General features: G+C 59.8%; 26 protein-coding genes, 1 tRNA gene and 1 pseudogene. 12 read left to right on the top strand and 16 right to left on the bottom strand.

What is annotated here, in order from left to right:
* Positions 1-74: 74 nt before the first annotated feature.
* A complete protein-coding gene (locus R6G97_RS11950) occupies positions 75-1,298 on the bottom strand; it encodes a tyrosine-type recombinase/integrase (RefSeq protein WP_060492758.1) in 1,224 nt (407 codons plus the stop codon).
* A 661-nt stretch (positions 1,299-1,959) separates the two neighbouring features.
* Here R6G97_RS11950 and R6G97_RS11945 point away from each other — a divergent pair.
* Positions 1,960-2,343, top strand: a complete 384-nt coding sequence (locus R6G97_RS11945) for a hypothetical protein (protein ID WP_043212267.1) — start codon at positions 1,960-1,962, stop codon at positions 2,341-2,343.
* 61 nt (positions 2,344-2,404) lie between these two features.
* On the opposite strand, the gene R6G97_RS11940 is transcribed toward R6G97_RS11945, so the two are convergent.
* On the bottom strand, positions 2,405-2,719 hold the full coding sequence (locus R6G97_RS11940; RefSeq protein ID WP_102082249.1) for a phage holin, lambda family: 315 nt from the start codon (positions 2,717-2,719) through the stop codon (positions 2,405-2,407).
* Between R6G97_RS11940 and R6G97_RS11935 the strand changes: the two genes are divergently transcribed.
* From R6G97_RS11935 to R6G97_RS11910, 6 genes and pseudogenes are all read left to right on the top strand, one after another.
* A complete protein-coding gene (locus R6G97_RS11935) occupies positions 2,718-2,900 on the top strand; it encodes a hypothetical protein (RefSeq protein WP_080642114.1) in 183 nt (60 codons plus the stop codon). The two genes, R6G97_RS11940 and R6G97_RS11935, sit on opposite strands and share 2 nt — an antisense overlap.
* An 89-nt stretch (positions 2,901-2,989) precedes the next feature.
* Positions 2,990-3,763 (top strand): ABC transporter ATP-binding protein, encoded by a 774-nt coding sequence (locus R6G97_RS11930; RefSeq protein ID WP_090344520.1) that lies wholly within the window; start codon positions 2,990-2,992, stop codon positions 3,761-3,763.
* A 448-nt stretch (positions 3,764-4,211) separates the two neighbouring features.
* Complete coding sequence (locus R6G97_RS11925; RefSeq protein WP_090344523.1) at positions 4,212-4,619, top strand: hypothetical protein; 408 nt, start codon at positions 4,212-4,214, stop codon at positions 4,617-4,619.
* A 207-nt stretch (positions 4,620-4,826) separates the two neighbouring features.
* Positions 4,827-5,687, top strand: coding sequence for a DUF6502 family protein (locus R6G97_RS11920; protein ID WP_317848136.1), 861 nt, complete (start codon positions 4,827-4,829; stop codon positions 5,685-5,687).
* Entirely contained in the window at positions 5,684-7,258 is a 1,575-nt protein-coding gene (locus R6G97_RS11915; RefSeq protein WP_102082273.1) for a DUF5666 domain-containing protein, read from the top strand. The genes R6G97_RS11920 and R6G97_RS11915 overlap by 4 nt, the downstream gene beginning before the upstream one ends.
* A gap of 124 nt (positions 7,259-7,382) precedes the next feature.
* A pseudogene (locus tag R6G97_RS11910) lies at positions 7,383-8,101 on the top strand (hypothetical protein).
* A 74-nt stretch (positions 8,102-8,175) separates the two neighbouring features.
* Here R6G97_RS11910 and R6G97_RS11905 read toward each other — a convergent pair.
* Positions 8,176-8,352, bottom strand: a complete 177-nt coding sequence (locus tag R6G97_RS11905) for a hypothetical protein (protein WP_167358086.1) — start codon at positions 8,350-8,352, stop codon at positions 8,176-8,178.
* A 515-nt stretch (positions 8,353-8,867) separates the two neighbouring features.
* Here R6G97_RS11905 and R6G97_RS11900 point away from each other — a divergent pair.
* The gene (locus R6G97_RS11900; protein ID WP_043211682.1) at positions 8,868-9,359 is read left to right on the top strand and encodes a GNAT family N-acetyltransferase; all 492 of its coding nucleotides are present in this window, start codon (positions 8,868-8,870) and stop codon (positions 9,357-9,359) included.
* Positions 9,360-9,905: 546 nt separating this feature from the next.
* Here the strand turns inward: R6G97_RS11900 and R6G97_RS11895 are convergent.
* Positions 9,906-10,811, bottom strand: a complete 906-nt coding sequence (locus R6G97_RS11895) for a LysR family transcriptional regulator (protein ID WP_090344534.1) — start codon at positions 10,809-10,811, stop codon at positions 9,906-9,908.
* Positions 10,812-10,910: 99 nt separating this feature from the next.
* On the opposite strand from R6G97_RS11895, the gene R6G97_RS11890 reads away from it, so the two are divergent.
* Complete coding sequence (locus tag R6G97_RS11890; RefSeq protein WP_317848134.1) at positions 10,911-11,672, top strand: sulfite exporter TauE/SafE family protein; 762 nt, start codon at positions 10,911-10,913, stop codon at positions 11,670-11,672.
* A 1-nt stretch (position 11,673) separates the two neighbouring features.
* On the opposite strand, the gene R6G97_RS11885 is transcribed toward R6G97_RS11890, so the two are convergent.
* From R6G97_RS11885 to R6G97_RS11865, 5 genes are all read right to left on the bottom strand, one after another.
* Positions 11,674-13,083, bottom strand: coding sequence for a GGDEF domain-containing protein (locus R6G97_RS11885; protein ID WP_043211689.1), 1,410 nt, complete (start codon positions 13,081-13,083; stop codon positions 11,674-11,676).
* Between the two features lie 161 nt (positions 13,084-13,244).
* On the bottom strand, positions 13,245-15,074 hold the full coding sequence (locus R6G97_RS11880) for an SLC13 family permease (RefSeq protein ID WP_317848133.1): 1,830 nt from the start codon (positions 15,072-15,074) through the stop codon (positions 13,245-13,247).
* Between the two features lie 141 nt (positions 15,075-15,215).
* Positions 15,216-15,608 (bottom strand): glycine zipper domain-containing protein, encoded by a 393-nt coding sequence (locus R6G97_RS11875; protein WP_043211693.1) that lies wholly within the window; start codon positions 15,606-15,608, stop codon positions 15,216-15,218.
* A 79-nt stretch (positions 15,609-15,687) separates the two neighbouring features.
* On the bottom strand, positions 15,688-15,906 hold the full coding sequence (locus tag R6G97_RS11870) for a hypothetical protein (protein WP_232092072.1): 219 nt from the start codon (positions 15,904-15,906) through the stop codon (positions 15,688-15,690).
* A gap of 163 nt (positions 15,907-16,069) precedes the next feature.
* Complete coding sequence (locus tag R6G97_RS11865) at positions 16,070-16,360, bottom strand: RcnB family protein (RefSeq protein ID WP_043211697.1); 291 nt, start codon at positions 16,358-16,360, stop codon at positions 16,070-16,072.
* 116 nt (positions 16,361-16,476) lie between these two features.
* On the opposite strand from R6G97_RS11865, the gene R6G97_RS11860 reads away from it, so the two are divergent.
* Complete coding sequence (locus R6G97_RS11860; RefSeq protein WP_090344543.1) at positions 16,477-16,827, top strand: hypothetical protein; 351 nt, start codon at positions 16,477-16,479, stop codon at positions 16,825-16,827.
* Here the strand turns inward: R6G97_RS11860 and R6G97_RS11855 are convergent, their stop codons facing one another.
* The 6 genes from R6G97_RS11855 to R6G97_RS11830 all read right to left on the bottom strand — a co-directional run bounded on the left by R6G97_RS11855 (position 16,828) and on the right by R6G97_RS11830 (position 21,881).
* Entirely contained in the window at positions 16,828-17,526 is a 699-nt protein-coding gene (locus R6G97_RS11855; protein ID WP_197852962.1) for a YoaK family protein, read from the bottom strand.
* 15 nt (positions 17,527-17,541) lie between these two features.
* The gene (locus tag R6G97_RS11850) at positions 17,542-18,615 is read right to left on the bottom strand and encodes a PAS domain S-box protein (protein WP_317848132.1); all 1,074 of its coding nucleotides are present in this window, start codon (positions 18,613-18,615) and stop codon (positions 17,542-17,544) included.
* 131 nt (positions 18,616-18,746) lie between these two features.
* Entirely contained in the window at positions 18,747-19,514 is a 768-nt protein-coding gene (locus R6G97_RS11845) for an SDR family oxidoreductase (RefSeq protein WP_043211707.1), read from the bottom strand.
* A gap of 18 nt (positions 19,515-19,532) precedes the next feature.
* Positions 19,533-20,600, bottom strand: coding sequence for a phosphotransferase family protein (locus R6G97_RS11840; RefSeq protein ID WP_317848131.1), 1,068 nt, complete (start codon positions 20,598-20,600; stop codon positions 19,533-19,535).
* A 197-nt stretch (positions 20,601-20,797) separates the two neighbouring features.
* The gene (locus tag R6G97_RS11835) at positions 20,798-21,115 is read right to left on the bottom strand and encodes an SCP2 sterol-binding domain-containing protein (RefSeq protein ID WP_317848130.1); all 318 of its coding nucleotides are present in this window, start codon (positions 21,113-21,115) and stop codon (positions 20,798-20,800) included.
* A gap of 55 nt (positions 21,116-21,170) precedes the next feature.
* Positions 21,171-21,881 (bottom strand): histidine phosphatase family protein, encoded by a 711-nt coding sequence (locus R6G97_RS11830; RefSeq protein WP_197852964.1) that lies wholly within the window; start codon positions 21,879-21,881, stop codon positions 21,171-21,173.
* Between the two features lie 195 nt (positions 21,882-22,076).
* Between R6G97_RS11830 and sohB the strand changes: the two genes are divergently transcribed.
* Together sohB and R6G97_RS11820 are read left to right on the top strand one after the other, a co-directional pair.
* A complete protein-coding gene (sohB, locus tag R6G97_RS11825) occupies positions 22,077-23,096 on the top strand; it encodes a protease SohB (protein WP_090344554.1) in 1,020 nt (339 codons plus the stop codon).
* A 154-nt stretch (positions 23,097-23,250) separates the two neighbouring features.
* Positions 23,251-23,324 (top strand) — tRNA-Cys (locus R6G97_RS11820).
* 416 nt (positions 23,325-23,740) lie between these two features.
* Here R6G97_RS11820 and R6G97_RS11815 read toward each other — a convergent pair.
* The gene (locus R6G97_RS11815) at positions 23,741-24,718 is read right to left on the bottom strand and encodes a fimbrial protein (RefSeq protein WP_317848129.1); all 978 of its coding nucleotides are present in this window, start codon (positions 24,716-24,718) and stop codon (positions 23,741-23,743) included.
* Positions 24,719-25,390 lie beyond the last annotated feature (672 nt).

Below are 25,390 nucleotides of genomic sequence, written 5' to 3'. Positions count from 1 at the left end.
CCATAGGATAACTAGGTGCTAACAGAAATTTCAATCGGATACAGCGGAAGCCAAAAATCTACATTGCTGTATTGTCACTTGCTTACAAAGCAGTAATGAGCCCAATCGTGCATGAGTTGGACGCGTTTCGGCCATAAAGTACCCCGCTGATACGCGGCTTCAACGCTATCAGGGAGCTTATGGGCAAGGGCATGCTCGCATACCTCACGAGGGTGATGCGTTTGCTCCGCTGCCCAGATTCGAAAGGTGGAGCGAAAGCCATGCTGTGTGAGGTGCCCCAACTCCATACGCCTCAGAACGGCAGTGAGTGACATGTCCGATAGCTGTTTTCCTCGCGGGGAGGGGAACACGTATGGACTATCTGCGATGCGAGGCAATGATTTGAGCAACTGAACTGCTTCGGGCGACAGCGGTACAGAGTGTTCCTTGCCTGCCTTCATTCGTGCTGCCGGTATCGTCCATGTCGACTCTTTAAAATTGATCTCGCTCCACTCTGCGCCACGTACCTCACCTGACCGGCAAGCAGTCAAGATTGAGAACTCCAGTGCTCTGGCCGAGACACCTTTGCGCTTGCTTAACTCCCGCATAAAAGCCGGAGCTTCCGCGTAGGGGAGGGAGGCGTGATGTTCAACCTTCTGGACTTTGCTTCTTGCAGGTAGCTCATGCTCCAAATGGCCTTTCCAGCGAGCTGGGTTTTCACCTTGGCGGTATCCGCGGAAAGTCGCCCAATCGAGAATGTTCTCGATCCGGCCCCTGAGCCTGCTCGCGGTTTCCGCCTTTGTGTACCAGAACTGTGTGGGTTCGCTAGGCGAACCGACCTGTTGCTGTAGGACCTTCAACACCAGGTTCGTGTCGACCGCTCCGATAGCCAGTTCACCGATGATTGGATAGGCATAGGCCTCAAGAGTATTTTCCCACTGCTGGACGTGTTTCGGATTTTTCCAGCCCGCACGGTTGGCTTGGATGTAGGCCAGCGCACACTCTTTGAAGGTCTTATGCCGGGCAGCCTCAAGCTTGGCTGCCTGCTGCTTTGCTTTTTTTGCTTCGAGAGGGTCGATACCCTCAAGCAGGCTTTTTCGATGCTCCAGGCTCTTCGAGCGCGCTTCGCTGAGAGAAACGGTGTGTACAGGGCCAAGTCCCATGTCGCGGGTCTTGCCGTTTCTGGTGTAGCGGAACACCCAGGACTTCCCACCTAGTTTGCTGACTTGCAACCAGAGACCGCCGCCATCCCCGTAATAGCCAGGGTCCTTTGCTTTTTGCACCGCGAGAGCGGAGAGCTTGTTGATGCCACGCGCCATGATTCATACCCATTTTTCTACCCACGTTTTATAGCTGGATTTGAGTAGATGGTGCAAGACGTTGGTGGACGTGATGTGGACTTGAGGCCAGTAAAATCAGAGTCTCCATGGAAGTATGTGGACGTTGGTGGATATTGCTCAGGCGGACTACGCTTCCGCCACATTCAAAGCCCTGACTATTCAGGGCTTTTTGCATTTCTAGGGTAGGCAAATCATTGCTGAGCCCATCCCGCCAGTCATCCCTGAAGGCCCCGGACCAGGGTCGGCACCTCGAATCCTTGACCGACCCAGCATGACGCTCGGCCACGATGGCCTAGCGCTCGTGTGCAGTCGTGAAGATCAGACTGTTTTCGAAATTTTCCGCAACGATGAGTCCTTGGTTCGAGGTCATGCTGTTCGAGCGTGATGCGCCGCTTGAGTTGGTGGATTATGCCCGCTAATTGCTTGGGTAGATCGTGCCGTATATTCAAGAACGAGTGCCATTCGTTGTATAGAACGAGGTGATTTCGTTTCTATAGCGAATTGAAATAGATGAGCTTTTTTACGCGCCAAACACCAACGGAGGGTGTAGGCTCGAAAATCGAACCGCAGTAATTATTTCAAAAAAGGGGCAGTGTGGGTCCGAACCTATCCATTTCAGTGGGGTGGCCGGAGATTTCACATGAACAGTTCCATAACGCCTAGAACGCTGGCGCATGGCGCGCTGCTGTCGGTCCTTGCGGGTTTCTTCGTTGTTGGCTGTACACACGATCCTGATATCCGCATGGGGCACGACAATTCCTCGGGCTACACGGGGAAAAACCCATCGGCTTACTTAAGTTGTGTGAAGAGTGAGCTCCCGGCAAGCGCGAAGACGTATACGCAAGAGCATCAGGACGTGCTCGCGCTATATGTCGACAGTACCGACCCGAACCAGGCAACTGGCCTTGTCGAAGTCAAGGGTTCAGGGCAGGAGCATCAATATCTGGCATACCAGCGAGATGCCTGGTACGACCAAGGCCGTTTGCTCGATGCGGCGCTGATGTGTTCTAGAGCCAGTCTCTGAATATCCTCCCCCTCATCAAGCCCAGCCTGAGCTGGGCTTTTTGTATCGCCGTTGCGCAGCGTCAGGGCAACGGCTTTCTCTGAACGAAGAACTTGATGACTGCGGCACGTATGCCTTCGACGCCGAGCAGTCCGATCACGCCGCCAAAGAAGGGTGCGGTTTCGCTTGGCACGCCGATCAGCGAAAGGCCGTGACTTGCAGCGAGTGCGAGGGCGCCGCACAAGGGGGCTTCGATCAGCATTCGTCGCAGCGAGCCGCCCCCATAAATTACGCGTAACGCTGCGATGATTAAGGCCAATAGGCCTGCGTACAGCCCTGGCCAGTTATCTTGAAGCCAGCGTTCGAGCCAGGCCCAGGCCTCAGGTCGATCAATCATGATTGCACACTTCCTCATGGCCATTCGGTTGTGGCTGGTCTGGGCAATCAAGACCGGCAATGTTTTTCGTGAAGCTACAGGCAGGGCGGGGCATGGAGGTGTCCTTTTAACGGCGCGATATCGCCTTGATGTCGGCATGGTCTGCAGCGGCTCGAAAATCGACAATCCGCAGATGTTCTAGGACTGGCGCTTCATGGCGCGCTTCATGTCTTTCCGTTTGTGTACATCGACGGCACACTCTGCGTTCGTTTGCCCTCAGATGAGCCAACCATGATCGATATTCACAATGTGACCGCCTTCCAGCAGCAGACCCGCGTGCTCGATGGGTTTTCCCTGCACATCGGCGAAGGCGAGAAAGTCGCCATTCTGGGCCCCAACGGTGCCGGCAAGAGCACGTTGCTCAAGCTGATCACCCGAGAGCTCTACCCGGTGGAGCGCGAAGGCAGCCACTTGCGCCTGTTCGGGAGCGAGACGGTCAATCTGTGGGCGCTGCGAAGCCGCATCGGCTTCATCTCTCAAGACCTGCAGGATGATTACACACCCTATACCCAGGCCCTGGATGTGGTGGTTTCCGGTTTCTTTGGTGCCATTGGCGCCCATGGCCATCTGCAGCCGAGCGATGAGCAGCGCGAGCGGGCGCGTCAGTTGCTATCAGTCGTCGAGATGGCCGAATACGAGCAGACCATGTTCCAGCGGCTGTCCACCGGCCAGCGACGCAGGCTTCTGTTGGCACGGGCGTTGGTCCATCAGCCGCGAGCGCTGATTCTCGACGAGCCGGCCAATGGCTTGGACATGGGCGCCAGCCTGGGCATGCTCAACCTGTTGCGGCGCTTCTGCGGTGAAGACCATGCGATGATCATTACCACTCACCATATCGACGAAATCATTCCCGAGATCGAGCGTGTGGTGTTGCTCGAGAAGGGACGCATCATCGCCGATGGTCCCAAGGCCGAAGTGCTGACCAGCGAACGCTTGTCCGCCCTCTACCAGACGCAGCTGCGCATCACCGAACAGGATGGCTGGTACCGCTGCTGGCATGCGTGAGCTCCACTGGCCTGTCTTACCCGCGCCCTTTGTAGCCACCTCTGGCATTTTCCCGAAGGGCGGGGCTTCCCCTGACCGATCTCTGCACCCAATAACCGGATAACCGGTCATTGACTCTCCAGTGTGGAAAACTAATCTCATGACGTGGGAAAAATTCCCACAAAATAAAAACGCTGACTGGCATAGAAGGGAACGTGCACGAGTTACTGCACCTTCATCACCAAGGAGCGGCCGCTGGTTGGCTGGTTGCCCGCAAGGCAGCTGGAGTTCATTGGTTGTTGCGTTCGATTTGAGTACGGAAATGCAACTCTGAAGCGGAGATTCGTCATGCTGCTCAAAAAATGCTTGTTGGCGCTGGCCATCGGTGGCGTCCTTTCGGCATCGCTGGCATTGGTGCCTGACTCGATTAGTGATTTCTCCAGCGCATACGCCAAGGATGGCGGCGGAGGTGGCGGTCATGGTGGCGGCGGTGGTGGCCACGGCGGTGGTGGTGGTGGTGGTGGCGGTGGCCATGGCGGAGGTGGTGGCGGTCATGGCGGCGGTGGCCATGGCGGAGGTGGTGGCGGTCATGGCGGCGGTGGCCACGGTGGCGGCGGAGGCGGTCATGGTGGCGGCAGCGGTGGGGGCCATGGTAGTAGTGGTGGTGGCCACGGTGGCTCAGGTCACGGGGGCGATGGAGGCCATAGCGGTAACAGTGGCCATGGCAATTCGGGGCGTGGCAGCGATGACGGTGGTACCCATGGTGTCGGCCACGGTGCCGATGATGGTGCCAACCACGATGCTGGCGGGCCTCATGGTGTCGGCCATGGCGCAGATGATGGTCCTAACCACGACGTGGGCGACGATCACGGTGTAGGCCGCGGCGCCGATGATGGCCCCGATCATGATGTTGGTGATGATCGTGGCGGTGCCTGACCGCTGAACCTCGGAAGCCGAAACCCGGAGCGATCCGGGTTTCGCATCGACGAGGCGGGTCCTGAACGGTTGTGATGTGCAGGGCAAGGTGCTCGAATGTACCGCCCATGAACACCGTGCGCTCCCCCTTGGTTAAGGAAGCTTTGCAATGCATCTGCCCACTCTACCGCCCTCCCTGTTACCGGCATTGCGCTCTGTGATGCGGCCATTGGTGCGGTTGATGCTGAGAAAGGGAGTGACCTTCAGTAGCTTCGTCAACCTGCTCAAGGAGGTCTTCGTAGAGGTTGCTGAGCGCGAGTTCCGTCTCGATGGAAAACCGCCCAGCGACAGTCGGATCAGTCTGCTGACAGGGGTTCACCGCAAGGACGTCCGGCGCTTGCGGTCCCAGGTCCTGGAGGACGAGGCCAGCCTGCCGGAAGCAGTATCTTTTGGCGCGCATCTGGTGAGTATCTGGCTGAACCACGAGCCATTCTGTGAACAACCCGGCGAACCTCGGGCATTGCCGCGTTTGGCCAGTGTGGGCGGCGAACGGTCATTCGATGCCTTGGTCGCGTCGCTGAGCACGGATATCCGCGCCCGTGTCGTGCTGGATGAGTGGCTCCGCCTAGGGGTCGTGAGCGTCGATGAAGACGATCAGGTCCATTTGCAGACCCGAGCATTCATCCCTCAGCGCGGCTTCGAGGAAAAGATCGCCTATTTTCGGCACAACTTGCATGACCATGCCTGCGCCGCTGTACATAACCTGACCGATGCAGGCGAGCCGTTCTTCGAGCGCAGCGTGCACTACGACAGCTTGTCCCAGGCGGGTGTCCAGCAGCTCAGAGACGCCGTGCGTACCGATGGCATGCAGCTCCTGCTCACGCTCAACCAGCTGGCCGCCGAGCTCGAGGAGCGCGAACAGCCGCCGGCTGAGGTCCGTCAGCGCATCACCGTCGGCCTTTATTTCTACGCCGAACCCAGCCCGCCCGAGGCCGCGTCCGCGACCAAGGCCAGTAAGCCATGGACATGACGTCGCACCTGCTGAGCTCGCTCGCAGCGCTGTGCTGCGCGCTTACCCTGTCGGCGCCGCTGAGTGCCGCGCCTGCCTGCCTCGAGCCGGGTGGCAGCGGCGGTACAGGCATGATGGCGCCGGGCGGCGTCGGTGGGACAGGCGCGCCTGACAATGGAGGCGTCGGTGGGACCGGTGCGCGTCCGGGCGGTGGCGGCATCGGGGGTACCGGTGCGTCGCAGGACGAAGGTGGTGTGGGCGGCACGGGCATCGTCGGCACCATCACAGGATTCGGTTCGATCTGCGTCAATGGCGTGGAGGTTCATTTCGACAACAAAGTGGCGCTCAGCGAGAACGGCCAGCCTGCCAGCAGTCAACGATTGGCGATCGGCCAGGTGGTGGCCGTCGAGGCCCAGCCGTCCCGTCGGGGTCTGGAAGCGCGCAGCATCGCCATACTCAATGCCTATGAAGGGCCGGTGACTGGGCTTGCATCCGGCGATACGCCGATGCGCGTCATGGGCCAACCGGTGCGGGTGGCGGCAGGTGCCCGGGTAGCGCCGGGCCTGCGCATTGGCGAGCCGGTGCGTGTCAGCGGCATGCGCAATGCGCAGGGCGAGGTGGTAGCCAGCCGCGTAGATCGAGCGCCGGGTCTGGTCCAGGTCAGTGCCATCGGTGATATCGGCAAACCGGGCGACTTGCATGGCCTGGCCTTGAATAAGGTGTTGCCACCCACGGGTGAGGTACTGGTGCGCGGCGCCTGGAACGGTCAACAACTGAATGTGGCGCAAACCCTCCGGGATCCAAGCTTCCCCTTCGCTGGACGAGTGCGTAACGCCTTGGTCGAAGGGCTGGTACGTGGACAGCAGGGTAATCGCATCGAAGTCGGTGGTTTCACAGCCAATGTCGACCGCGCCACCGAGGGACGGGTCGAGACGCTTGCCATCGGTCAACGCGTCCGCGTCAGCGGTGTGTTCGACACTGGGCGCATCATTCACGCGCAGCGAGTGGAGGTGGTGCATGAACATCACGGCGACAGTCACTGGCATGGCGTGCAGCCCCGTCAGTCTCAGGGGGGCGAGTCCGATGGGCCTCGGGAAGTCGAATCGGGAACGTCTACAGCCGTCGAATCCGCAAAGCAAGCTGGCCGTGGCTCCAGCCATGAACAGGGGCACACCCGCGAGCGCATCGAGAGTGGCGCAGCCCGAGAAAAGGTGGAGCGCACAGACGTATCTGAGTCGGGGGGCGTAGAGCGTCGAGAACGCATCGAAACGCGCGAATCCGGTGATCGGGTGGAAACGCGCGAGCGCATTGAGGTCTTCGAAAATGGCGTGCGTGTTGAGCGGATCGAACGGATTGAGAAGATCGAGCGTTCGGACCGGCCAGACAAGCCTGACCGCATCGAGAAGATCGAGCGCATCGAGAAAGTCGAGCGTCCTGAGAGGGTAGAGCGGCCGGACAAAGTCGAACGCCCTGAGAAGGTCGAGCGTCCGGAAAAAGTCGAGCGGCCCGAGAAGGTCGAGCGCCCTGAGCGCCCTGAAAAAGTGGAACGGCCTGAGAAGCTCGAGCGCTCTGAACATTCTGGTTCTCATTAGGCTCGGTTTGCCTGCGCCCGGCTATGCTTCAAAGCATCCAGACCAGGCTGTACCGCACCTGATGTAATGTCCTGATCGCAACGAGGTAGGCATGATTTCGATGCGTGGGTTGTTTCCCTGCCTGATGGCCCTGGCCTGGCCAGCCCTGGCCGATGAAGTGACCTTGTCTACGGGGATGGATTACTCGCGGGGGGACTACGGCACGGCGGCCACCAGCGAGACCTGGTATGTCCCGGTCATTGGCAAGTACGAAACCGGTCCGATGATCTACAAGATGACCATTCCCTATCTACGCATCACCAATCCTGCGGTAGGGCCGGGTGGTGAACCGCTGGCGGGTGACGACTGTGGCCGCGTCGAGAGCGGGCTCGGCGATACGGTGGCCAGTGCCGATTATGCACTGCTCGATGGCCGCGACGGCGGTAATCTGCTTGTGGATCTGGTTGGAAAGATAAAGCTGCCTACCGCCGATGAAACCATTGCCTGGGCACCGGCAAGACCGATTATTCAGCCCAGGTGGATCTGGTTCGGGCATTCGGTGCGGTGAATGGCTTCGCCACATTGGGTTGGAAGAAGTTTGGCGATCCGGCCGGCTCGGATTTCCATGATCCGGTTTTCACTTCCATCGGCCTGCTCAGCCGAATCGCAACAGCCACATCGATAGGGGCGGTGTACGACTGGCGACAGAAAGTGTCATCAGACGGCGATGAGATCCAGGAGCTCACCCTGTTTCTGACCCAAAAACTCAGCGAGGGTTGGAAGGTCCAGCTGTATGCGCTGAAAGGCTTTTCCGACGCGAGCCCTGATTCAGGCGGCGGGCTGCTGCTCAACCATTCGTTTTGACCCCGCACCGGTGCGATTGCCTCAGAGCTGCCTGCCGCCTGGCCCGCGAAACCAGGCGGTTTTGGCATCAGGTGTTACTGCAGGGTAGGGGTGTCCGGTATCTCGCGCAGTGTCGCCTCTATGCCGGCGATGGTTCTGGCGAGCTTGTCGGCTTCCTGGTCGCGGCCTTGGGATTTGAGCAGGTCACGCTGTTGGCGCAGGTTGAGAAGCGTCTTCTGCAGGGCCAGGGCGGAGGTTCGATAGGGGTCCATGTCGCTCTCGTGCATTCCATGCTGGGGTAGGAGGCCGCGACCGTATCAGCTCGTTCAAACAGGTGAAACTGATGTTTCATACAGCAGCGGCCAAGCTCGTAGTCTGGAAGCTACTAGCACATAGGAACCCTCCTACAGGAAAGGTGGTAGGAGTGTTTCAGGTGATGTACCGCCTACGGCCTAGCACTCAATGTTCATGGGGGTTGCACGGGCTCCAGTCCGCTCAGTGTCGCGCTCAGGCGCGCATGGCCAGTGTCGATTCACTGAAAAGTTATGTTGCAAATGGGGCTCGAAATCACGCGCCGCGCACGGCCTGTCGCTCCAGAGATCGCGTGGCCACGGCTGCCGTCGATCCCGGTTCTGAGCGCTGGACGCAGAGCAGGTGAAAGCCTGCCGCGCTGGGTAGCTGCTTCATTGGGCACAACTTACGGGTGAATGCTGGCATTCCTCATTCGGTGTGCGCACAGACTTGCGCTAGCATGTCGTTCCGTTTTTGTATTTCGGATATTGCCCCCATGAGTACCCCGCATTTGCGCCAGGCCACGTCCAAGGATGTGGATCGTTGCTATCAGATCGAGATCAGCGCCTACGAAGGTGACGAGGCCGCCACCCGCGAGAAGATCGCCACGCGCATCGCTCAGTACCCGGAAGGGTTCCTGGTGCTGGAACTCGAGGGGGTGGTGATCGGGTTCATCAACAGTGGTTGTGCCTTTGACGTGGTGATGTCCGACGAGTCCTTCAAGGAATTGGTCGGCCATGACGCCCAGGCGCCGAATGTAGTGATCATGTCGGTAGTGGTCGATCCTGCCTTTCAGGGGCGAGGGTTCGCTGGCCTGCTCATGAGCCATTTCGTCGATCAGATGCGTCAGCGCGGCAAGGCCACCATCCACTTGATGTGCAAGGACCGCCACGTGGGGCTGTACGAAAAAATGGGCTACCGCTATGTGCAGCCTTCGGCCTCCGACCATGGCGGGATGGCTTGGCACGAGATGGTCATGGCTTTGTGACGTTTGCTCTGCGACTGGGTCTGCGGCCCCATCTGATATGCTTTTTTTCCATGAACCTGAATCTGTAACCGTATCAGCCTGGATCAGACAATACCCATCAAGCCCAGCCTTCCGAACCGGCGTGCGCTGGGCAAGCTGCGCTGCTCTGCAACAGCACCGGCCAGCCTCGCCGTTTCGCCATTACCTATAGAGGTTCCGATGGGCAAGCTCGCACTTTTCCTGGGTGGATTCCTGTTGCTGACAATCCTGGTCGGCCTGTTAGGCACCATTCCGCCAAGCTGATACGTTCGTGCCGGCCCGCCGCCTCAATAGGCGGGCTTGTTCTCTTGGGCATGGCCCGCTTCCAGACGCTGCAGGGCGATGCCCTGCGGCGTTGTCGTGCGTACGATAAGTCATTCTCGGCGTTGAGAAATCTGTCCACAAAAAACGTGGGTAGGTCTGTGGATAAATCGCTGCAACCCAAGCCGGCGGCGGGCTCTGTTAAATTGAACAGAATTTGAGCAGCGCTGTCGGTAAGGGGCTATGCGCATGCGTACGCTCACTGACCTAGTGCTGAGGATAGGCGCGGCGCACCCATTGCAATAGCTCGCGCACCCGCACGGGCAGTTCCCCTGCGGGATACAGCGCATGCATCTGCGGATCCTGGCCGCTGCTCGAGGTCAGGCGGTAGTCGGTGCAGACGCGAACCAGGCGCCCGGCATGCACCATTGGCTCGGCCACCCAATCAGCCAGGCGGGCGATTCCCGCACCGGCTAACGCGCTTTGCAGGATCGCCCCCCCAGCACTCAGACGCAGCCGCGGATGTGGGCGCAGGCTGCTGATCTGCCCATCGCGATAGAAGTGCCAGGCCTTGAGCACGCGCGGCGCGGTATGCAGGATCAGGGCGTGCCCATGCAATGCCTCAGGATGCTCGGGCATGCCGTGGCGGGCCAGGTAATCGGGGCTGGCGTACAGGTAGCGCCGATAGGACCAAAGGGGATAACCGATCAGCTCGCTGGACTGCGGAAAGGCGCCCCGGATGACGAAGTCGAACTTGCCCTGCAGCGGATCGAGGGCCTGGTCGCTGAACTGCACGTCCAGGGTGACCTGCGGATATTGCTGGGAGAATGAAGCGAGCACCGCGGGCAATAGCTGTTGGCCGAGCAGCTCGGGCGCGGCGAAGCGAATCCAGCCTTGGGATGAGCCGCTCAGCGCCGCCAGCTCGTCGACGGCATCCCGTTGCACATCCAGCAAGCGCTCGGCATGAGGTAGCAGGCGTTCACCGGCCTCGGTGAGGGTCACGGTACTGGCGCTACGATTGAGCAGCTTGGCCCCGGCATTGTCTTCCAGCGCCTGCACGGCGCGGGTGACGGCGCTTGGCGAGCGCCCCAGGGCACGGGCGGCGGCAACGAAGCTGCGCTTGTGGGCGACGGTGACGAAGGCCTGGATTTCTCGCAACATGTCCAATGCCATGGATGCTCCTGATTGCAGTTTTCGCAACGTCGCATTTCAACATAAGCGCCACCATTTGGTTAGCCTTGGGGCTCTGCTTTTCGTTCCGGAACCTGCCCCATGATGGATATCGCGCTGCTTTCGTTGTTCGCCTTCGCCGCCGGGCTGATCGATGCCGCTGTTGGCGGTGGCGGGTTGATCCAGATTCCGGCGCTGTTCAACGTACTGCCGAACGCGCAACCGGCCGCGCTGCTGGGCAGTAACAAACTGGCCTCGGTCTGTGGCACCTCGTTCGCGGCTCGTTCGTTCCTGCGCAAGGTGCATCTGGACTGGGGCCTGATCGTGCCAGCCGCTGCCAGTGCCTTCGTCATGTCGTTCGCCGGCGCCGCCACGGTTTCGCTGGTGCCATCCAGCGTGATGCGCCCGGCGGTGCTGGTGCTGATCGTGCTGATGGCCACCTACACCTTCTGCAAGAAGGACTTCGGCACCCTGCACAAGCCCGCCCGGATCGGTCGCAAGGAGCAGTGCCTGGCGGTGCTGATCGGTGGCGCGATCGGCTTCTACGATGGTCTGTTCGGGCCGGGCACCGGAAGCTTTCTGATCTTCCTGTTCATTCGCTTCTTCGCCTTGGATTTTCTCCATGCCTCGGCGTCAGCCAAGCTTGTGAACATCGCCACCAACCTGGCCGCACTGGTGTTTTTCATCCCATCTGGAAATGTACTTTGGGCCATCGCATTGCCGATGGCGGCCTTCAACATTCTGGGGGCGCTGACGGGCACTTGGCTTGCGGTGCGCAAGGGGGCGGGGTTCGTTCGCGGACTGTTCCTGGTGCTGTTGTGCGTGCTGATTGCCAAGTTGTCCTGGGACTTGCTGGCGGTTTGAGTCAGACGACTTGGCGCTGCGCCTCGGCCTGTACGATGCGATTGCGGCCCGCAGCCTTGGCACGGTAGAGCGCCTGGTCAGCCTGTGCCAGCAAGCTGTCGAGGTTGGGCGCCAACTGCTGGGCGCGGCAACCCGCCAGGCCGATGCTGACGGTGATCTGCAGGCGGCGGTCGAGCACCACCACGCGCAAGTCCTGCACGGCGCGACGCAGACGCTCGGCAGTGAATGTGGCCTGCTCCGGCGCAAGCCCTGCAACGATGATCACGAACTCTTCGCCCCCGAGGCGGGCGAACAGCTCGCCTTCGTGCAATTGGTCCTGAATGGTATGGGAGAACTGACGCAGCACCTGGTCGCCTACGGCATGGCCGTATTGGTCGTTGATGTTCTTGAAGTGATCGATATCCAGCATCATCAAGGTCAGGGGCATCGCTTGGGCATGCTGCTGACGGCTCTCGAGCAGGGCGTTGGCACGACGGGTGAAGGCGCTGCGGGTCAGGGCGCCGGTGAGATGGTCGATGGTGGCTTGGTGCGCCAGGCGTGCCAGCAGACTGCGGTTGGCATTGCTGACGCAGGCCACCACCAGCGGACCGAGCACGAGCATGGCGATGCCCAGGCGCGCCGACATCAGTGTGTTCACCCCAGGCATGCTCTGCGGGAGACTGAAATGCATGAGGCTCAGCGCCACGGCGACGATCAGCGTAGTGCCGGTGGTGAAGGTCAGCAGCGACACCATGAATGACGAGTATGTCCAGGCGCACCACAACAAGGCGGCGATGGGGAAGGCGATGGCGCCTGGCCCGCCGAAAGCGATGCTCAGTGCCAGGGAGCCTAGCAGGATCAGCAGCGGCATCAGACGAATCGCCTGGCCACCGCCTCGAGTCAAGGAGCGTAGGTTCGGTGCGGTGAGTAGCATCGGCAACACCAGCACATTGGTCGAGAACTGTTCGCTGAACCAGGCCAGCCAAGTGGCCTTGAGCGATTCCTGGAACCAAGGAGCGGCCACTACACACGCCATGCTCGCCGCGACGACGGCTCCGGCGGCGCTGGCGCCGAATACACGCAGCACGCCTTCCGGCGTGCGCATGCGGCGATGCACCCGCGGCAAATGCGACAACACCCGCCAGAGGGTGATGATCACCCCCAGATTGCATAGGTTGAACCACAACGCAGGCTTCCAGGCGCTGCCGGTGGCGAGGTCGGCGGTGACCATGGCCAGCCAGACCAGGCCGAACCCTGCGAAGGTGGCCTGCCGTGGATAGCGCAGCAGCACGCCGGCAAGCACCGCATTGACGGGCCAGAACAGCGACAGGGATTCGATCGGTCGGGCCAGGATACCGCCCAGCGTCAGGGCGAGGGACAAGCCGAACAAGGCAAGAAGAGGAAGCAGGCGCGACGGGGCTGGGAACACCATGGGCTCGACCGGCTAGCGGAGACGGAATCCAGGAAAACGCCTGTAAGCACCTGGGGTAATGAGGCGTCAGTGTGTTTCCTGAATGGAGGGATGTCAATTAGCTGGTGTCTGGGCGGCTTTCTATGTGGCAGCGGCCATTTTCGTCGACTTATTGACGCCGGCTACAGTCCAAAAAACCACGGCACCATGAAAACAGTCACCAGCATCACCACCATCGTGAACGGCACCCCAACCTTGACGAAGTCGCCGAAGCGGTATTGGCCTGGCCCCAAGACCAGTGTGTTGACCGGCGAGGACACTGGCGTCATGAACGCCGCCGAGGCCGCCAGGGCGACGGTCATGGCGAACGGGTAGGGCGACATGCCTAGCTGCTGTGCAGTGCTGATAGCAACCGGTGCCATCAGCACCGCCGTGGCGGTATTGGAAATGAACAAACCGATCAGCGCGGTGACGGCGAACAGGCAGCCGAGGATAGCGTAAGGCCCCGCATCACCGAGCAGGCTGACCAGGCCGCTCACCGCCAGGTCGATGCCACCCGTTTTCTGCAGGGCCAGGGCGAAGGGCAGCATGCCCACGATCAGCACCAGGCTTTGCCAATGGATGGCGCGATAAGCGCCGTCCATGTCGATGCAGCGTCCGGCACCCATCAGCACGCAACCGATCAGCGCGGCAACGACGTTGGGCACCATGCCGCTGACCATCAAGCCGACCATCACCATCAGGCTGATCAGTGCAAAGGGGGCTCGGGTCCGGGCCGGAGCCACTTGATCGATTTCCGCAGGCAGGCTCAAGACCAGAAAGTCCTTGGGCTGGCTTTGCAGCTGGCGTATGGCCTTCCAAGGACCGACCACCAGCAGGGTGTCGCCCAGGCGCAGTTTCTCTTCCACCAGTTGCTCATCAATGGCGGTCTGCTCACGGCGCAGGCCGACGACATTCAGCCCAAAGCGGCTACGGAAGGCCAGCTCCAGGATGCTCTTGCCGAGCAATTGCGACCCGGGCGGCAGGGAAACTTCGGCCATGCCCAGGTCCTGGGACTGGTCGATGAAATAGGCAGCCTTGAAGTGCAAGGGCTCAAGTTGCATGGTCTGGCACAGGCTGCGCAAGTCATCGCGATTGGCGAACAGGTCGAGTAGCAGCACGTCACCTTGGTGCAGCACCGTGCTCGAATCGGCGACCATCACCCGGGTGGTGAACTTGTGCTGGCGCTCGATGCCGATCACGTTGGCGCCGTGGCGGGTGCGCAGCTCCAGCTCGCCCAAGGTGTGCCCGATCAGCGGAGAGTGAGCGCGGATGCGCAGACGGCGCTCGCGGCCGTTGAGTTTGTAGTCGAGCACCAGGTCAAGGAGGGTGCGGCGGGTTTCCACCCGGCCATCCTTGCGCACCTCGCCATTGAGCCAGCGGCGGGCGAACAGCATGTAGCCGATGCCGAGCACCAGCACCACCAAGCCGAACGGGGTGAAACTGAAGAAACTGAAACCCGCGCTGCCATGACGCACCAGTTCGCTGTGCACGACCACGTTGGGCGGTGTGGCCACCAGGCTGAGCATGCCACTGATCAGGCCGGCGAAGCTCAGCGGCATCATCAGCCGACTGGGCGACAGGCTAAGGCGCGCAGCGATGCTCAGCACCACGGGGATGAAGATCGCCACCACTCCCGTCGAACTCATGACCGAGCCCAGGCCGGCCACTGCAATCATCAGCAATACCAGCAGGCGTGCCTCGCTGTTGCCGGCCCGTTCGCTCATCCATTCACCGATGCGGTAGGCGATGCCTGTGCGTACCAGGCCTTCGCCGATCACGAACAGCGCTGCGATCAGCACCACGTTGGGGTCGCTGAAGCCTGCCAGCGCCTGCTCGATGGTGAGGATTCCCGAAAGCGGCAGGGCCAGGATCACTAGCAGGGCGACCACATCCATGCGCGGGCGGTTGATGACGAAAAGTGTGACGACGATGGCCAGCAGGCAGAGGACCCAGAGCAGCTCATGGTTCATGGGGAGGGGGTGTTCCTTCACTCAAGGGGCACGGTAGAGAGTAGCGCCGAGTGTGGCACCGTGCAGTGAAGGTGGTGTTGATATGTTGCAATGTTTGTTGACAAGAAGGGGCTGCAAGCAGCCCCTCAGGTGTAGCGGCAATCAGTGGCGGTGACGACGGTGATGCCTGTGGCCGCCGTCGTTGTCACCCATGTGATTGCCCAACGCGCCACCTGCTGCGCCACCCAGGCCCGCGCCAATGGTCGAACCGGTGGAACCGCCGACCGCGCGGCCCAGGATCGAGCCGCCCGCCGAACCCAGACCACCGCCAATAGCGGCTTCGGTACGATTGCCCTTGCGTGCGCCAACCGCACTGCCGGCAGCGCCGCCCAGGCCTGCGCCGATGGCGGCACCGGTACCGCCGCCGATCTGTTGGCCAACAATGTTACCAAGGGCGCCACCCAGGCCGCCGCCGATGGCAGCGGTGCCGTCGCCGGCAAATGCGCCCTGGCAGAGCAGCAGGCCGAGGGCAAGGGAAGGCAGAGTCAGACGCATGATGTGAACCTCAAACGAATCATCAGGGTAAGGTGCCGCGGCACGGGCGGCGGGTCAGGGGAAAAAAGGCGTTGCAGTATCAGTCGTCGTCATCGTCGTCGCGGTCGCGATAACGGTGGTAGCGATCACGGCGGTCGCGGTCTCGATAGCGATAGCCGTCATCATCACGGTCACGGTAGTAGCGATGGTCCCGGTCACGATCCCGCCAGCCATCATCATCGTCGTGGTAGTGGTGGTAGCAGCCACTGAGGGTGAGCACGGTGGCAATCAACGCAAAACTCGCAATGCGCTTCATCACGATATAGGTCCTTGATCCGCAAAGATTTACGGGGTACCTCCTGAGACCGGAAGCGCTCGATTTGGTTTCTTGGGCGCGCAAAAATCTGCCGCTCCAGCGATGAGTGGCATGTCGGACGTATTTTGATCCGGCCGCGCTTGGCGGCCGGCCTGTCCGCGCCTTGCTAGTTCGAGGCGGGCTCGATGGCGAGAATCACCCCATTGGTGGTCTGCACCAGTACGTAGTGGTCAGCCAGGCGTACCCAGTGACTTTCCTTTTCCGGAGGCTGCAGGCCCTTGGCCTGCCAATCGTGGATAACCAAGTCGTCGCGCTTGTACTGATCCGGGGCTTTATCGCCCACTTTAAGTTCGCGTTGGCTGTGCGGGGCGGTGACGCTCTGTTCGTTCGTGTCCGCTGCTGAGGCGGCCAGGGGGAGGGCGACAGTGAAAGCTAGGACATAGAGCAATGGCTTCATGGGGGCTCCTTGAAAACAGGACATGCCCTATCTGCGACCCTCGCCTGCGCGGGATAATTCATTTGCCGTCACTGCAATGCTAGAGTCGCGTTCTTTTTTGTCTCGAGGATGGAAAAATGCGAGCACTCGTGCCGATGGTCGCCGCTCTGGTGTTGGTCGGTTGCGCCTCAGCCACCATGGAAGCTGCACGTGGCAACGCGCCGACCGCGCAACTCGACTCGCACAAGGCGCCGGAGATCGTCGCCCAATGCATTCAGTTCAGCTGGCAGGAAGAAGCGGCGTTCGGGGTCGATGCCAGCGGTTATCTGGAGCCACGCAAGCAAGGTGGTTTCACGGTCTATACCCGCGAAGCCGAGTCGTTCGCCGATATCTATCCGCAATCTGGCGGCACTCGTGTGGATTACTACGCGCAGAACAACGACACCATGGCCCTGCGCCGCCGCGCCGCGGCAGCGACCTGCCTATGATCAACGGGGCATGTAGCGAAGCTGCCAGCGCCTAGGGATTTTCAGCGAAGCCAGGCCCAGCAAGGCTGCCAGCAGGGCGCTGGCGAGCAGGGCTAAGCGGTCGAATTGCTGTTCGAGCAGGACGCCCGCGATGGCGCCCAGGAGCATGCCACACCAGGGGATCAACTGCACCCGCCAACCCAGCTTGCGCTGGCCGAGCAGGGTGCGGCCCAGCCCACGCCCGAAGCGCGACAGGGCACCGGTGACATAGGTCAGGCCGATGGGCAGGCCGTTCACTTCCTCCACCACCGCATTGATCATGCCCATGGCCATGACTGCCGCCAGCAAGGCGGGCAGTTGAAGTAGCTCGGGCATCAGGCCGGCCAGGGCCAGCAAAGTGGCGATCAGGCTCAGCAAAGGCCAGGGACGACGGCCTGTCATTGCTGCAACGACCACGCCCAAGGCGTTGCCCAGAACGAACGCACCGATCACCAGCACCAGGCGCAGCACCGGGCCCAGCTCGGCGCTGCCCAGCGACACCGCCAGGCGTGTGGTGTTGCCACTCATGAACGAAACGAAATCGCCTGTGGCCATGAATCCGATCGCATCGGTCATGCCGGCCAGCACGGACAAGCCGGCGACGAAATAAAGGCCCACCGCGCCGCGGCGCTGCACGTTTCGATGGCAGTGACCATTAGCCGATTGGCTTCCTGGTAGCATCGTCGTTTCTCCGGTTCAGTTCAGGCGGGCTTGCAACCCGGCGATATGGGCTTGCAGGCGTTCGTGCTCGTCGCGTTCGGCTGTGATGTCTTCGAACACACTGATCAGATGCTCTGGTCGGCCGTCGGCGTGTCGCTGCAGCGAAGTGCGTGCGCGCACCCAGAGGTAGTGGCCTTCCTTGTGGCGCACGCGCTTTTCCACTTCGTAGCGGTTGATTTCGCCTGCCAGCATACGTTCGAGGAGCACCAGGTTGTCTGGCAGATCGTCGGGGTGCGTGAGCTGCTGGAAGGTCATGCCATACAGCTCCTGCTCGCTGTAGCCGAGCATTTCGCAGAAGGAGCTGTTGACCCGCTGCCAGCTGCCATCAGGGCCGATGTAGGCCAAGGCGCCCCAGGCCAGCTCGAAAATGGTGCGAAAGCGCTCCTCGCTCTGGCGCAGTTCCGCCTCGGCGACTTTGCGCTCGGTGTCGTCCATGCTGATGCCGACCATCTTCACCGAGCGCCCGGCGCTGTCCTGCAGCACGGTGGCGCGCGACGCGATCCAGCGTTGGCTGCCATCCGGGCGGGTAATGCGAAAATCGCACTCGCATGGAGTGCCGGTAGCCACCGCGCGGGTGTACATGGCATGCATCTGCTGGGCGTCTTCGGGCGCCACATGGGCCCAGAAGTCCTCGTTGCGCCGCACGGGCCAGCCATACACGGCCTCGACGTTGGGTGAATAGGTCACCTCATCGCTGACCAGGTTCCACTCCCAGGTGACAATTCGCGCGCCTTCCTGGGCCAGCTTCATACGCGTCTCGCTTTCCATGATTTCGGCGGTGTAGCGTCGGCGTAGATCGGTCATCGGCAGCTCCACCACCTCGGCGTGCTGCACGCTTTGCAGCGCTTCTTCGCCATAGCGCAGCCAGATCCAATTGACGTTGAGGAAGTCCGCCAGCTTACGCAGGTTGTCGTAGTCGATCTCGCCGCCCCGGGTCCACTTGTGCACGGCTGTGCGAGAGATGTCCAACGCAGTGCCTACAGCCTGTAGCGTCAGTTTGTGGTGTTCGAGCAGTTCCTTGAGGCGAAAGGCGAAGCTGTTTTCCGTCATGTTCAGGGTCCTGGCAGAAGCGCGAGCTGCGAGTATACCTGAGCTGTCAACTTGAAGTTGACGAGGTGCAAGCGTGCGTTCGACTGAAGGGCGCCTGCCGCTGAGGTACAGGGCAGGCGCTCAAGCTCTGGTCAGGAAAGAAAACCGCCGTCCACGTTGAGTGCAGTGCCGGTGGTGTAACTGGAGGCGTCGCTGGCCAGGTACAGCACCGCGCCGGCCATTTCGCCGGGATCGGCCACGCGCTTGAGGGGGATTTGCTGCAAGGCGGCATTGCGGATGGCGTCGTTCTTGACCAATGCCGAGGCGAACTTGGTATCGGTCAAGCCTGGCAGCAATGCGTTGCAACGAATGCCGAACTGCGCACACTCCTTGGCGAACACCTTGGTCATGTTGATGACTGCGGCCTTGGTCACCGAATAGATGCCTTGGAACAATCCGGGCGATACGCCATTGATCGAGGCGACGTTGATGATGCTGCCGCCGCCGTGTTCACGCATCAGCTTGCCGGCCTCCACCGACATGAAGAAGTATCCGCGAATATTCACATCCACGGTTTTCTGGAAGGCGCCGAGGTCGGTGTCCAGCACATTGCAAAACTGCGGATTGGTGGCCGCATTGTTGACCAGGATGTCCAGGCGTCCGAACTGTTCACGGATACTGGCGAACACCTGCTGGATCTGCTCCATTTCACCGATGTGGCAAGCCATGGCAGTGGCCTTGCCGCCAGCGGCGGTGATGGCGTCGGCGACCGCTTGGCAGCCCTCGAGCCTGCGGCTCGAGACGATCACATGGGCGCCTTGCTGGGCTAGCAGATGGGCGATGGCCTCACCGATGCCGCGGCTGGCGCCGGAGACGAAGGCGATTTTGCCGTCGAGGTCGAACAGCGTGGTCTTGGACATGCCGGATTTTCCTTGTTATCAGAGTGAGGACTTATCGATCACTTGCAGGGCCATGTGTTCCAGCAGCCGGTTCATGTGGATGAACTGGGCAAAGCGTTTGTCCTGGGTCTGGCCATGGTGGAAGCGGTAGTAGATCTGCTGGACGATTCCGGCCAGACGGAACAGGCCGTAGCAATAGTAGTAATCGATATTGTCCAGGTGGATACCGGCGCGTTCTGCGTAGTAATCGACGAACTGGCGACGGGTCAGCATCCCAGGGGCATTGCTCGGCTGACGCCGCATCAGTTGCACCGGTGGTGGGTCGTTGGCCTCGATCCAGTAGGCCAGGCTGTTGCCCAAGTCCATCAACGGATCGCCCAGGGTGGTCATCTCCCAGTCCAGTACACCAATGATGCGCATGGGGTTCTCGGCATCGAGGATGACGTTGTCGAAGCGGTAGTCGTTATGCACGATGCCTGGGCGTGGATGATCGGCGGGCATCTTGTCGTGCAGCCAGGCGATCACCTGTTTCCATAGCGGGGCATCCGGGGTCAGGGCTTTTTCGTAGCGGCTGGTCCAGCCTTCGATCTGACGCTGCACATACCCTTCTGGCTTGCCCAGGTCGGCCAGGCCGCATGCGGTGTAGTCGACCTGGTGCAATTCCACCAGGCGATCGATGAAACTTTTGCACAGCGCCTCTGTGCGGCTGGCATCCAGGCCCAGCGAAGGCGGAATGTCCGAACGCAGGATGACGCCCTTGACCCGCTCCATCACGTAGAACTCAGCGCCTATCAGCGACTCGTCTGTGCAGTGCACATAAGCTTTGGGGCAGTACGGGAAGCCATCGTTGAGCTGGTTGAGGATGCGGAACTCCCGCCCCATGTCATGGGCGGACTTGGCCTTGTGGCCGAACGGCGGACGACGCAGGACAAACTCTCGATCCGGGTAGGCGAGCAAATAGGTGAGATTCGACGCGCCGCCAGGGAACTGGCTGATCGAGGGCTTACCCTGCAAGCCTGCGATATGAGCTTTCAGATAGGGATCGATGACGGCCGCGTCGAGCTCTTCGCCGGGGCGTACCTGGGTGGATTGATCGGTGAGCGTCATGCGTTTTCCTTATTTTCCAGCGCAATAACTATTGGCTAATCTAATTTCGCTACGTCACTGGCACAAGCGTACCAAGGGGCTTATAGGCAAGGGTGTTGCCGCTCAATCACTCATCTTGATGGGCCTTGCATGGCCGCCGGCAAAAAAAAACCGAAGCCAGTTGGCCTCGGTTTTTCATCGGCAATCGCTCAAGCCACTCAGGCGGGGAACAGCTCGCTGAGTTTCATCGACAGCATCATGTCGCCTTCGACGCGCAGCTTGCCGCTCATGAAGGCCTGCATGCCATCGGTGTCACCGCTGACGATGCCTTTGAGGGTTTCACTGTCCATGACCAGGGTGCAGTTGGCGTCCGGGTTTTCGCCTTCCTGCAGGTTGCAGGTACCGTCCTTGACGATGATTGCATAGTGCTTGTCTTCGTCGGTGATGTTGAAACCGAACACCAGGTCCAGGCCGGCGGCAGCGGATGGGTTGAACTTCTCTTGCATCTTCTTGACGGCATCAGCTACGGAGGTCATGGCGCATTCCTTATAGAGTGATATTCACGTCCCCGGCGGGGACAACAGGCCGGGCTCATCGATAGGTGACAAGCTCCGGCGTCCTCAACAGCTGCACGTGGGCTTGGCTGTTGAAGGAAGCCAGTGTCACGTCGTTGCCCCGAAATTTCAGGTGGCTGAGCGACGTGTTGATGATCTGCCAGTTGAGCGCGAAGGCTTGGCCGGGCGTGATCCGAGTAACCAGGTGGAGCAAAGCGGCGATGGTTCCGCCGGACGTAAAGATGGCAATGTTGTCGCCTCGGCTTGCGCTTTGGAGCACTCGAGCAAGGCCGCACTGGACTCGGGCAGTGAACGCCTGCCACGTCTCCAGGCCATCGCTTTGGTGTTCGCCATCGTGCCAGCGTTGCACCATCAGCGCGAACAGGCGCTGGAACTCGCTGCGATGGGTCGTGCCGTTGCGCAGGATATGCAGCGCGTCGGGCTCTTGCGGCAGCAGGTCGGGAAGCAATGCACGGATAACGCCATCGGCATCGAACTCGTTGAACGCCGCGTCGGTCTCAATGGCCGGCGTCGAGCAGCCTTGGGCCTGCATGGCCTCAAGCGTAAGGCGCGCAGTGTCTTGCTGGCGGCGCAGGTCGCCGGCCAGGCACCGATCCAGACGCAGACCGAGCTGGGCAAGATGCTCTCCCAACGCGTGGCTCTGGCGTGCGCCGACGGGTGAGAGGACGTCGTAGTCATCGGCACCGAAGGAGGCTTGGCCATGTCGGATCAGGTAGATATTGCCCACGGAGAGGTCCGGTCCAAGGGAGTTGCTGCGAGGTTAGGATGCGACAGACAGGCTGTCAACGAAAAAACATACAAGCGTTTGAAAAGGTTGTTTGAACTATGTTGCCAGCGTTTTCCCCAGCTGGCAGCGCCTGTGACGCAACGGTATGCTTGATGCAGTTCGCGCCTTCAGGCGCTGGTCTATCAAGGAGTCAATGTGGAGTTTCTTGCCGAATACGCAAGCTTTCTCGCCAAAACCGCCACCCTGGTGATCGCCATCCTGGTGGTCTTGTCGGCCATTGCCGGCTTGCGGGGCAAGGGGCGGCGTAAATCGGGCGGGCATTTGCAGGTCACCCGTCTCAATGAGTTCTACAAGGAGTTGCGCGAACGCCTCGAAGCAGGCGTGTTCGACAAGGCCCAGCTCAAGGCGCTACGCAAGCAACAAGCCAAGACGGAAAAACAGCAAAAGAAGAGTAAGGCCGAAGAGAAAAGCCGTGTGTATGTCCTCGATTTCGATGGGGACATCAAAGCATCCGCCACCGAAAGCCTGCGCAACGAAATCACCGCGCTGCTGAGCCTTGCCACCCCCCGTGACGAGGTCGTGTTGCGTCTTGAGAGTGGTGGTGGTCTGGTGCACAGCTATGGTCTGGCTGCGTCGCAGCTGGCGCGCATCCGTCAGGCCGGCATTCCGCTCACCGTGTGCATCGACAAGGTTGCCGCCAGCGGCGGCTACATGATGGCCTGCATCGGCGAAAAGATCGTCAGCGCCCCCTTTGCCGTGCTCGGTTCGATCGGCGTGGTGGCTCAGCTGCCCAACGTCAATCGCCTGTTGAAGAAGCACGATATCGATTATGAGGTGCTCACCGCCGGCGAGTACAAGCGCACGTTGACGGTGTTCGGCGAGAACACTGAAAAGGGCAGGGAGAAGTTCCAGGAAGACTTGGATATAACGCATCAGCTGTTCAAGGATTTCGTCTCCCGCTACCGCCCTCAGTTGCACATCGATGAGGTCGCCACAGGCGAAGTCTGGCTGGGTGTCGCCGCGCTGAACCGAAAACTGGTCGATGAGCTGCGCACCAGTGATGAATACCTGAGCGAGCGCGCCCGTGAAGCGAATCTGTTCCACTTGCGCTTTGCCGAGCGCAAGAGCTTGCAGGAGCGAATCGGCGTGGCGGCCAGCGGTACCGTAGAGAACACATTGGTCGGTCTCTGGAGTAAACTGAGCCGCCTGCGCTAACACCTTGAGCCCCTTGAATATTTTTTCTAATCAGGGGGGTTGCAAGGATCAACGAATGTAGACATAATGGCGTCCATCGAAACGCAGCAAGCTTTAAAAAGCGCTGAAGTTTCAAGGAGATAGCGACGCGAAAGCAGCTAATTCCGAACTTTGAGGCCGAGTAGCAAAGTGGTTATGCTCCGGATTGCAAATCCGTCTACGCCGGTTCGATTCCGACCTCGGCCTCCACCATTCAAAAGCCCCGCAGATTAACGTCTGCGGGGTTTTTATTTGCGCGCAAAAAATACCGAAGCCCTAGAAAAATCACATCAGTCCCAAACCTCCTCATTTGAAGGTTTGGCAATGGCCCGACGCTTCAACGTATCGACGGGTGTGCTGGCCAGCCAGGTACTCCGGGCGCATGGAAGCCTTGTTCCAGATTTCGTCTGCCGCATAGAAGTCGCGAGCCTTTTTCTGATTGCGACGCACTAACAGCGCGGCTTGTAGGTCGCAAAAGTCCATGGCGCTCCCCTTGGTTGATGCACGAGGGCGGGAACTAGGATGTCTTTATGTGCCCGAAGTCTGACGCTTAAGCCGTAGAACCCCGAGCAACTGCTCAGCCCTTGGCGTGATGTTTGCTGTTGGTGTTTCGTCCCAGGCAGTGATCACAAGTAGTTCATAATGAATGTGACCTCGCTGTTGGCGGAGCCGGCGCTCATCCCTTTATCATATTGACCAGCATCAGCATTCGGTAGTGTACGGATATATTTTGCATTCAAAGGTAAGGAAAAGCTTCCGCCGTCGCTTGAATATTCGTTAAACACATAGGTTGTGTCTAGTTGTATGGGGGTGTAGTGATCGTCTAGTAATTGAAGGGCAATGCCTTTGGCGGTAGAGCTGTTATTTAGCTTTATAATGCCGAGTGCGCTATTCACCGCCGGGGAATCTGCAGTGGCGGATAAGCTGTAGTTGACTTTCTGGATCCCGCTTGGGCAATTATTGAGTTTTATATAAAATTTTTTGGGCGGGGTGGAGTTTCCGTTGCTCGAGAAAGTGCTTAGATTGTGTTCGCCCATATCTACAGCAATGTTCGGTGTCTCGCATGATTGGAGTATGATGGATGAGCTTTTATCAGTAATCATTGCCAGGGGGCTTACAGTTGCTGACTCGACCTGAATAAAACCCAGGGTTCCGGCCGGTATGGTTGCGCCTGGTGATATACTGCCTGTTTTAATGATGCGTAGGGCATTTGTTGTGGTGTTGAATCCATATCCGCCCGGATTCCTAGTGCTTCCGCCGCCGAATCCTATATAGGGTGAGCCTTGGTATATCCATTGCCAGGACAGTCCTGTATTACCAATCGGGAAATAGGATGTCGTTGCGGAATCGCTTCCTACATTGTTTTTTATTCCTGTTGTGAATGTAGTGGAACATGTGTATGAGGCGTTTCCATAGAAGGTTTGCGGTGGGGACTCATAGATAATGGTGTTGTTTGCTGCGTCCCTGGGGATGGATAGGCTTGAAGGAATACTTATCGATATTTGTTTTTGCGAGTGCCCTTCAAAAAAGTTGCAGGCTGCAAATGAAGACGGTGTTGCAATTATTAGTAAGGCCCAAGTGGCCAAGAGTCTGAGGGACTTCATTATTTGCCAAACCTCTCAGGGTGTTTTCAATTAAATGCTAGGTGCTCGGTTTTTAAGCGAAGGTAAAGCGTTCTCCAGCGCTGGGCTGATGAACTAGGTTGTATGGCGTACTCTAGGCGGCGTAGCAGGTTACAAAGCTTGCTTGGTTATTAAGCGTTGTATATTGGCTCGATGAATGAATCATCTAAGTTATGCTGTGTCCGCCCTCAGCTTAATCAGACAATTCTGATAAAGCCGCTACTGTGTGTCGCCCGTGGCTTGCTCATCTATCTACGGTGCCGTTACCTGCGTGCTGCATGCCGCGTTGTAATGTGCTCGGGGCGTCGAATGGAAGGCGCTCCCGAGAGTTGGATGCGGCCCTGGCCGCGTTCGGCGCTACCGAATCGGAGAGATTGAGATGTTGGATCCGGAGCAGGCGAAGCTCTACCCAGGTGCGGGTTAGTCTGATTCTCCACTACGGAAATGATGTGTGGAGGTTATTTGATTAGTGATGAAGGGGAGGATGTGGCCACTGAGGCTGGTCGGTATCGCCTTCAGATGATCTAGGCCTGTCAGCTGATCGTAAGGCAACAAAAAGCCCGCTCCATGGCGGGCTCTCTGTGACGGGTGCTGATCCTTCAACTGCGTAGGATTGTAGGGCCAGTGGGTGACGGAATGCTAGAAAAAAGGCCC

Origin of the sequence: Pseudomonas sp. HTZ2, from assembly GCF_033173945.1 — a bacterium.
In the GTDB taxonomy this organism is placed as follows: domain Bacteria; phylum Pseudomonadota; class Gammaproteobacteria; order Pseudomonadales; family Pseudomonadaceae; genus Aquipseudomonas; species Aquipseudomonas guariconensis.
The sequence above is the reverse complement of the archived record's forward strand: the minus strand, read 5'-3'. Positions and strand labels throughout refer to the sequence as shown.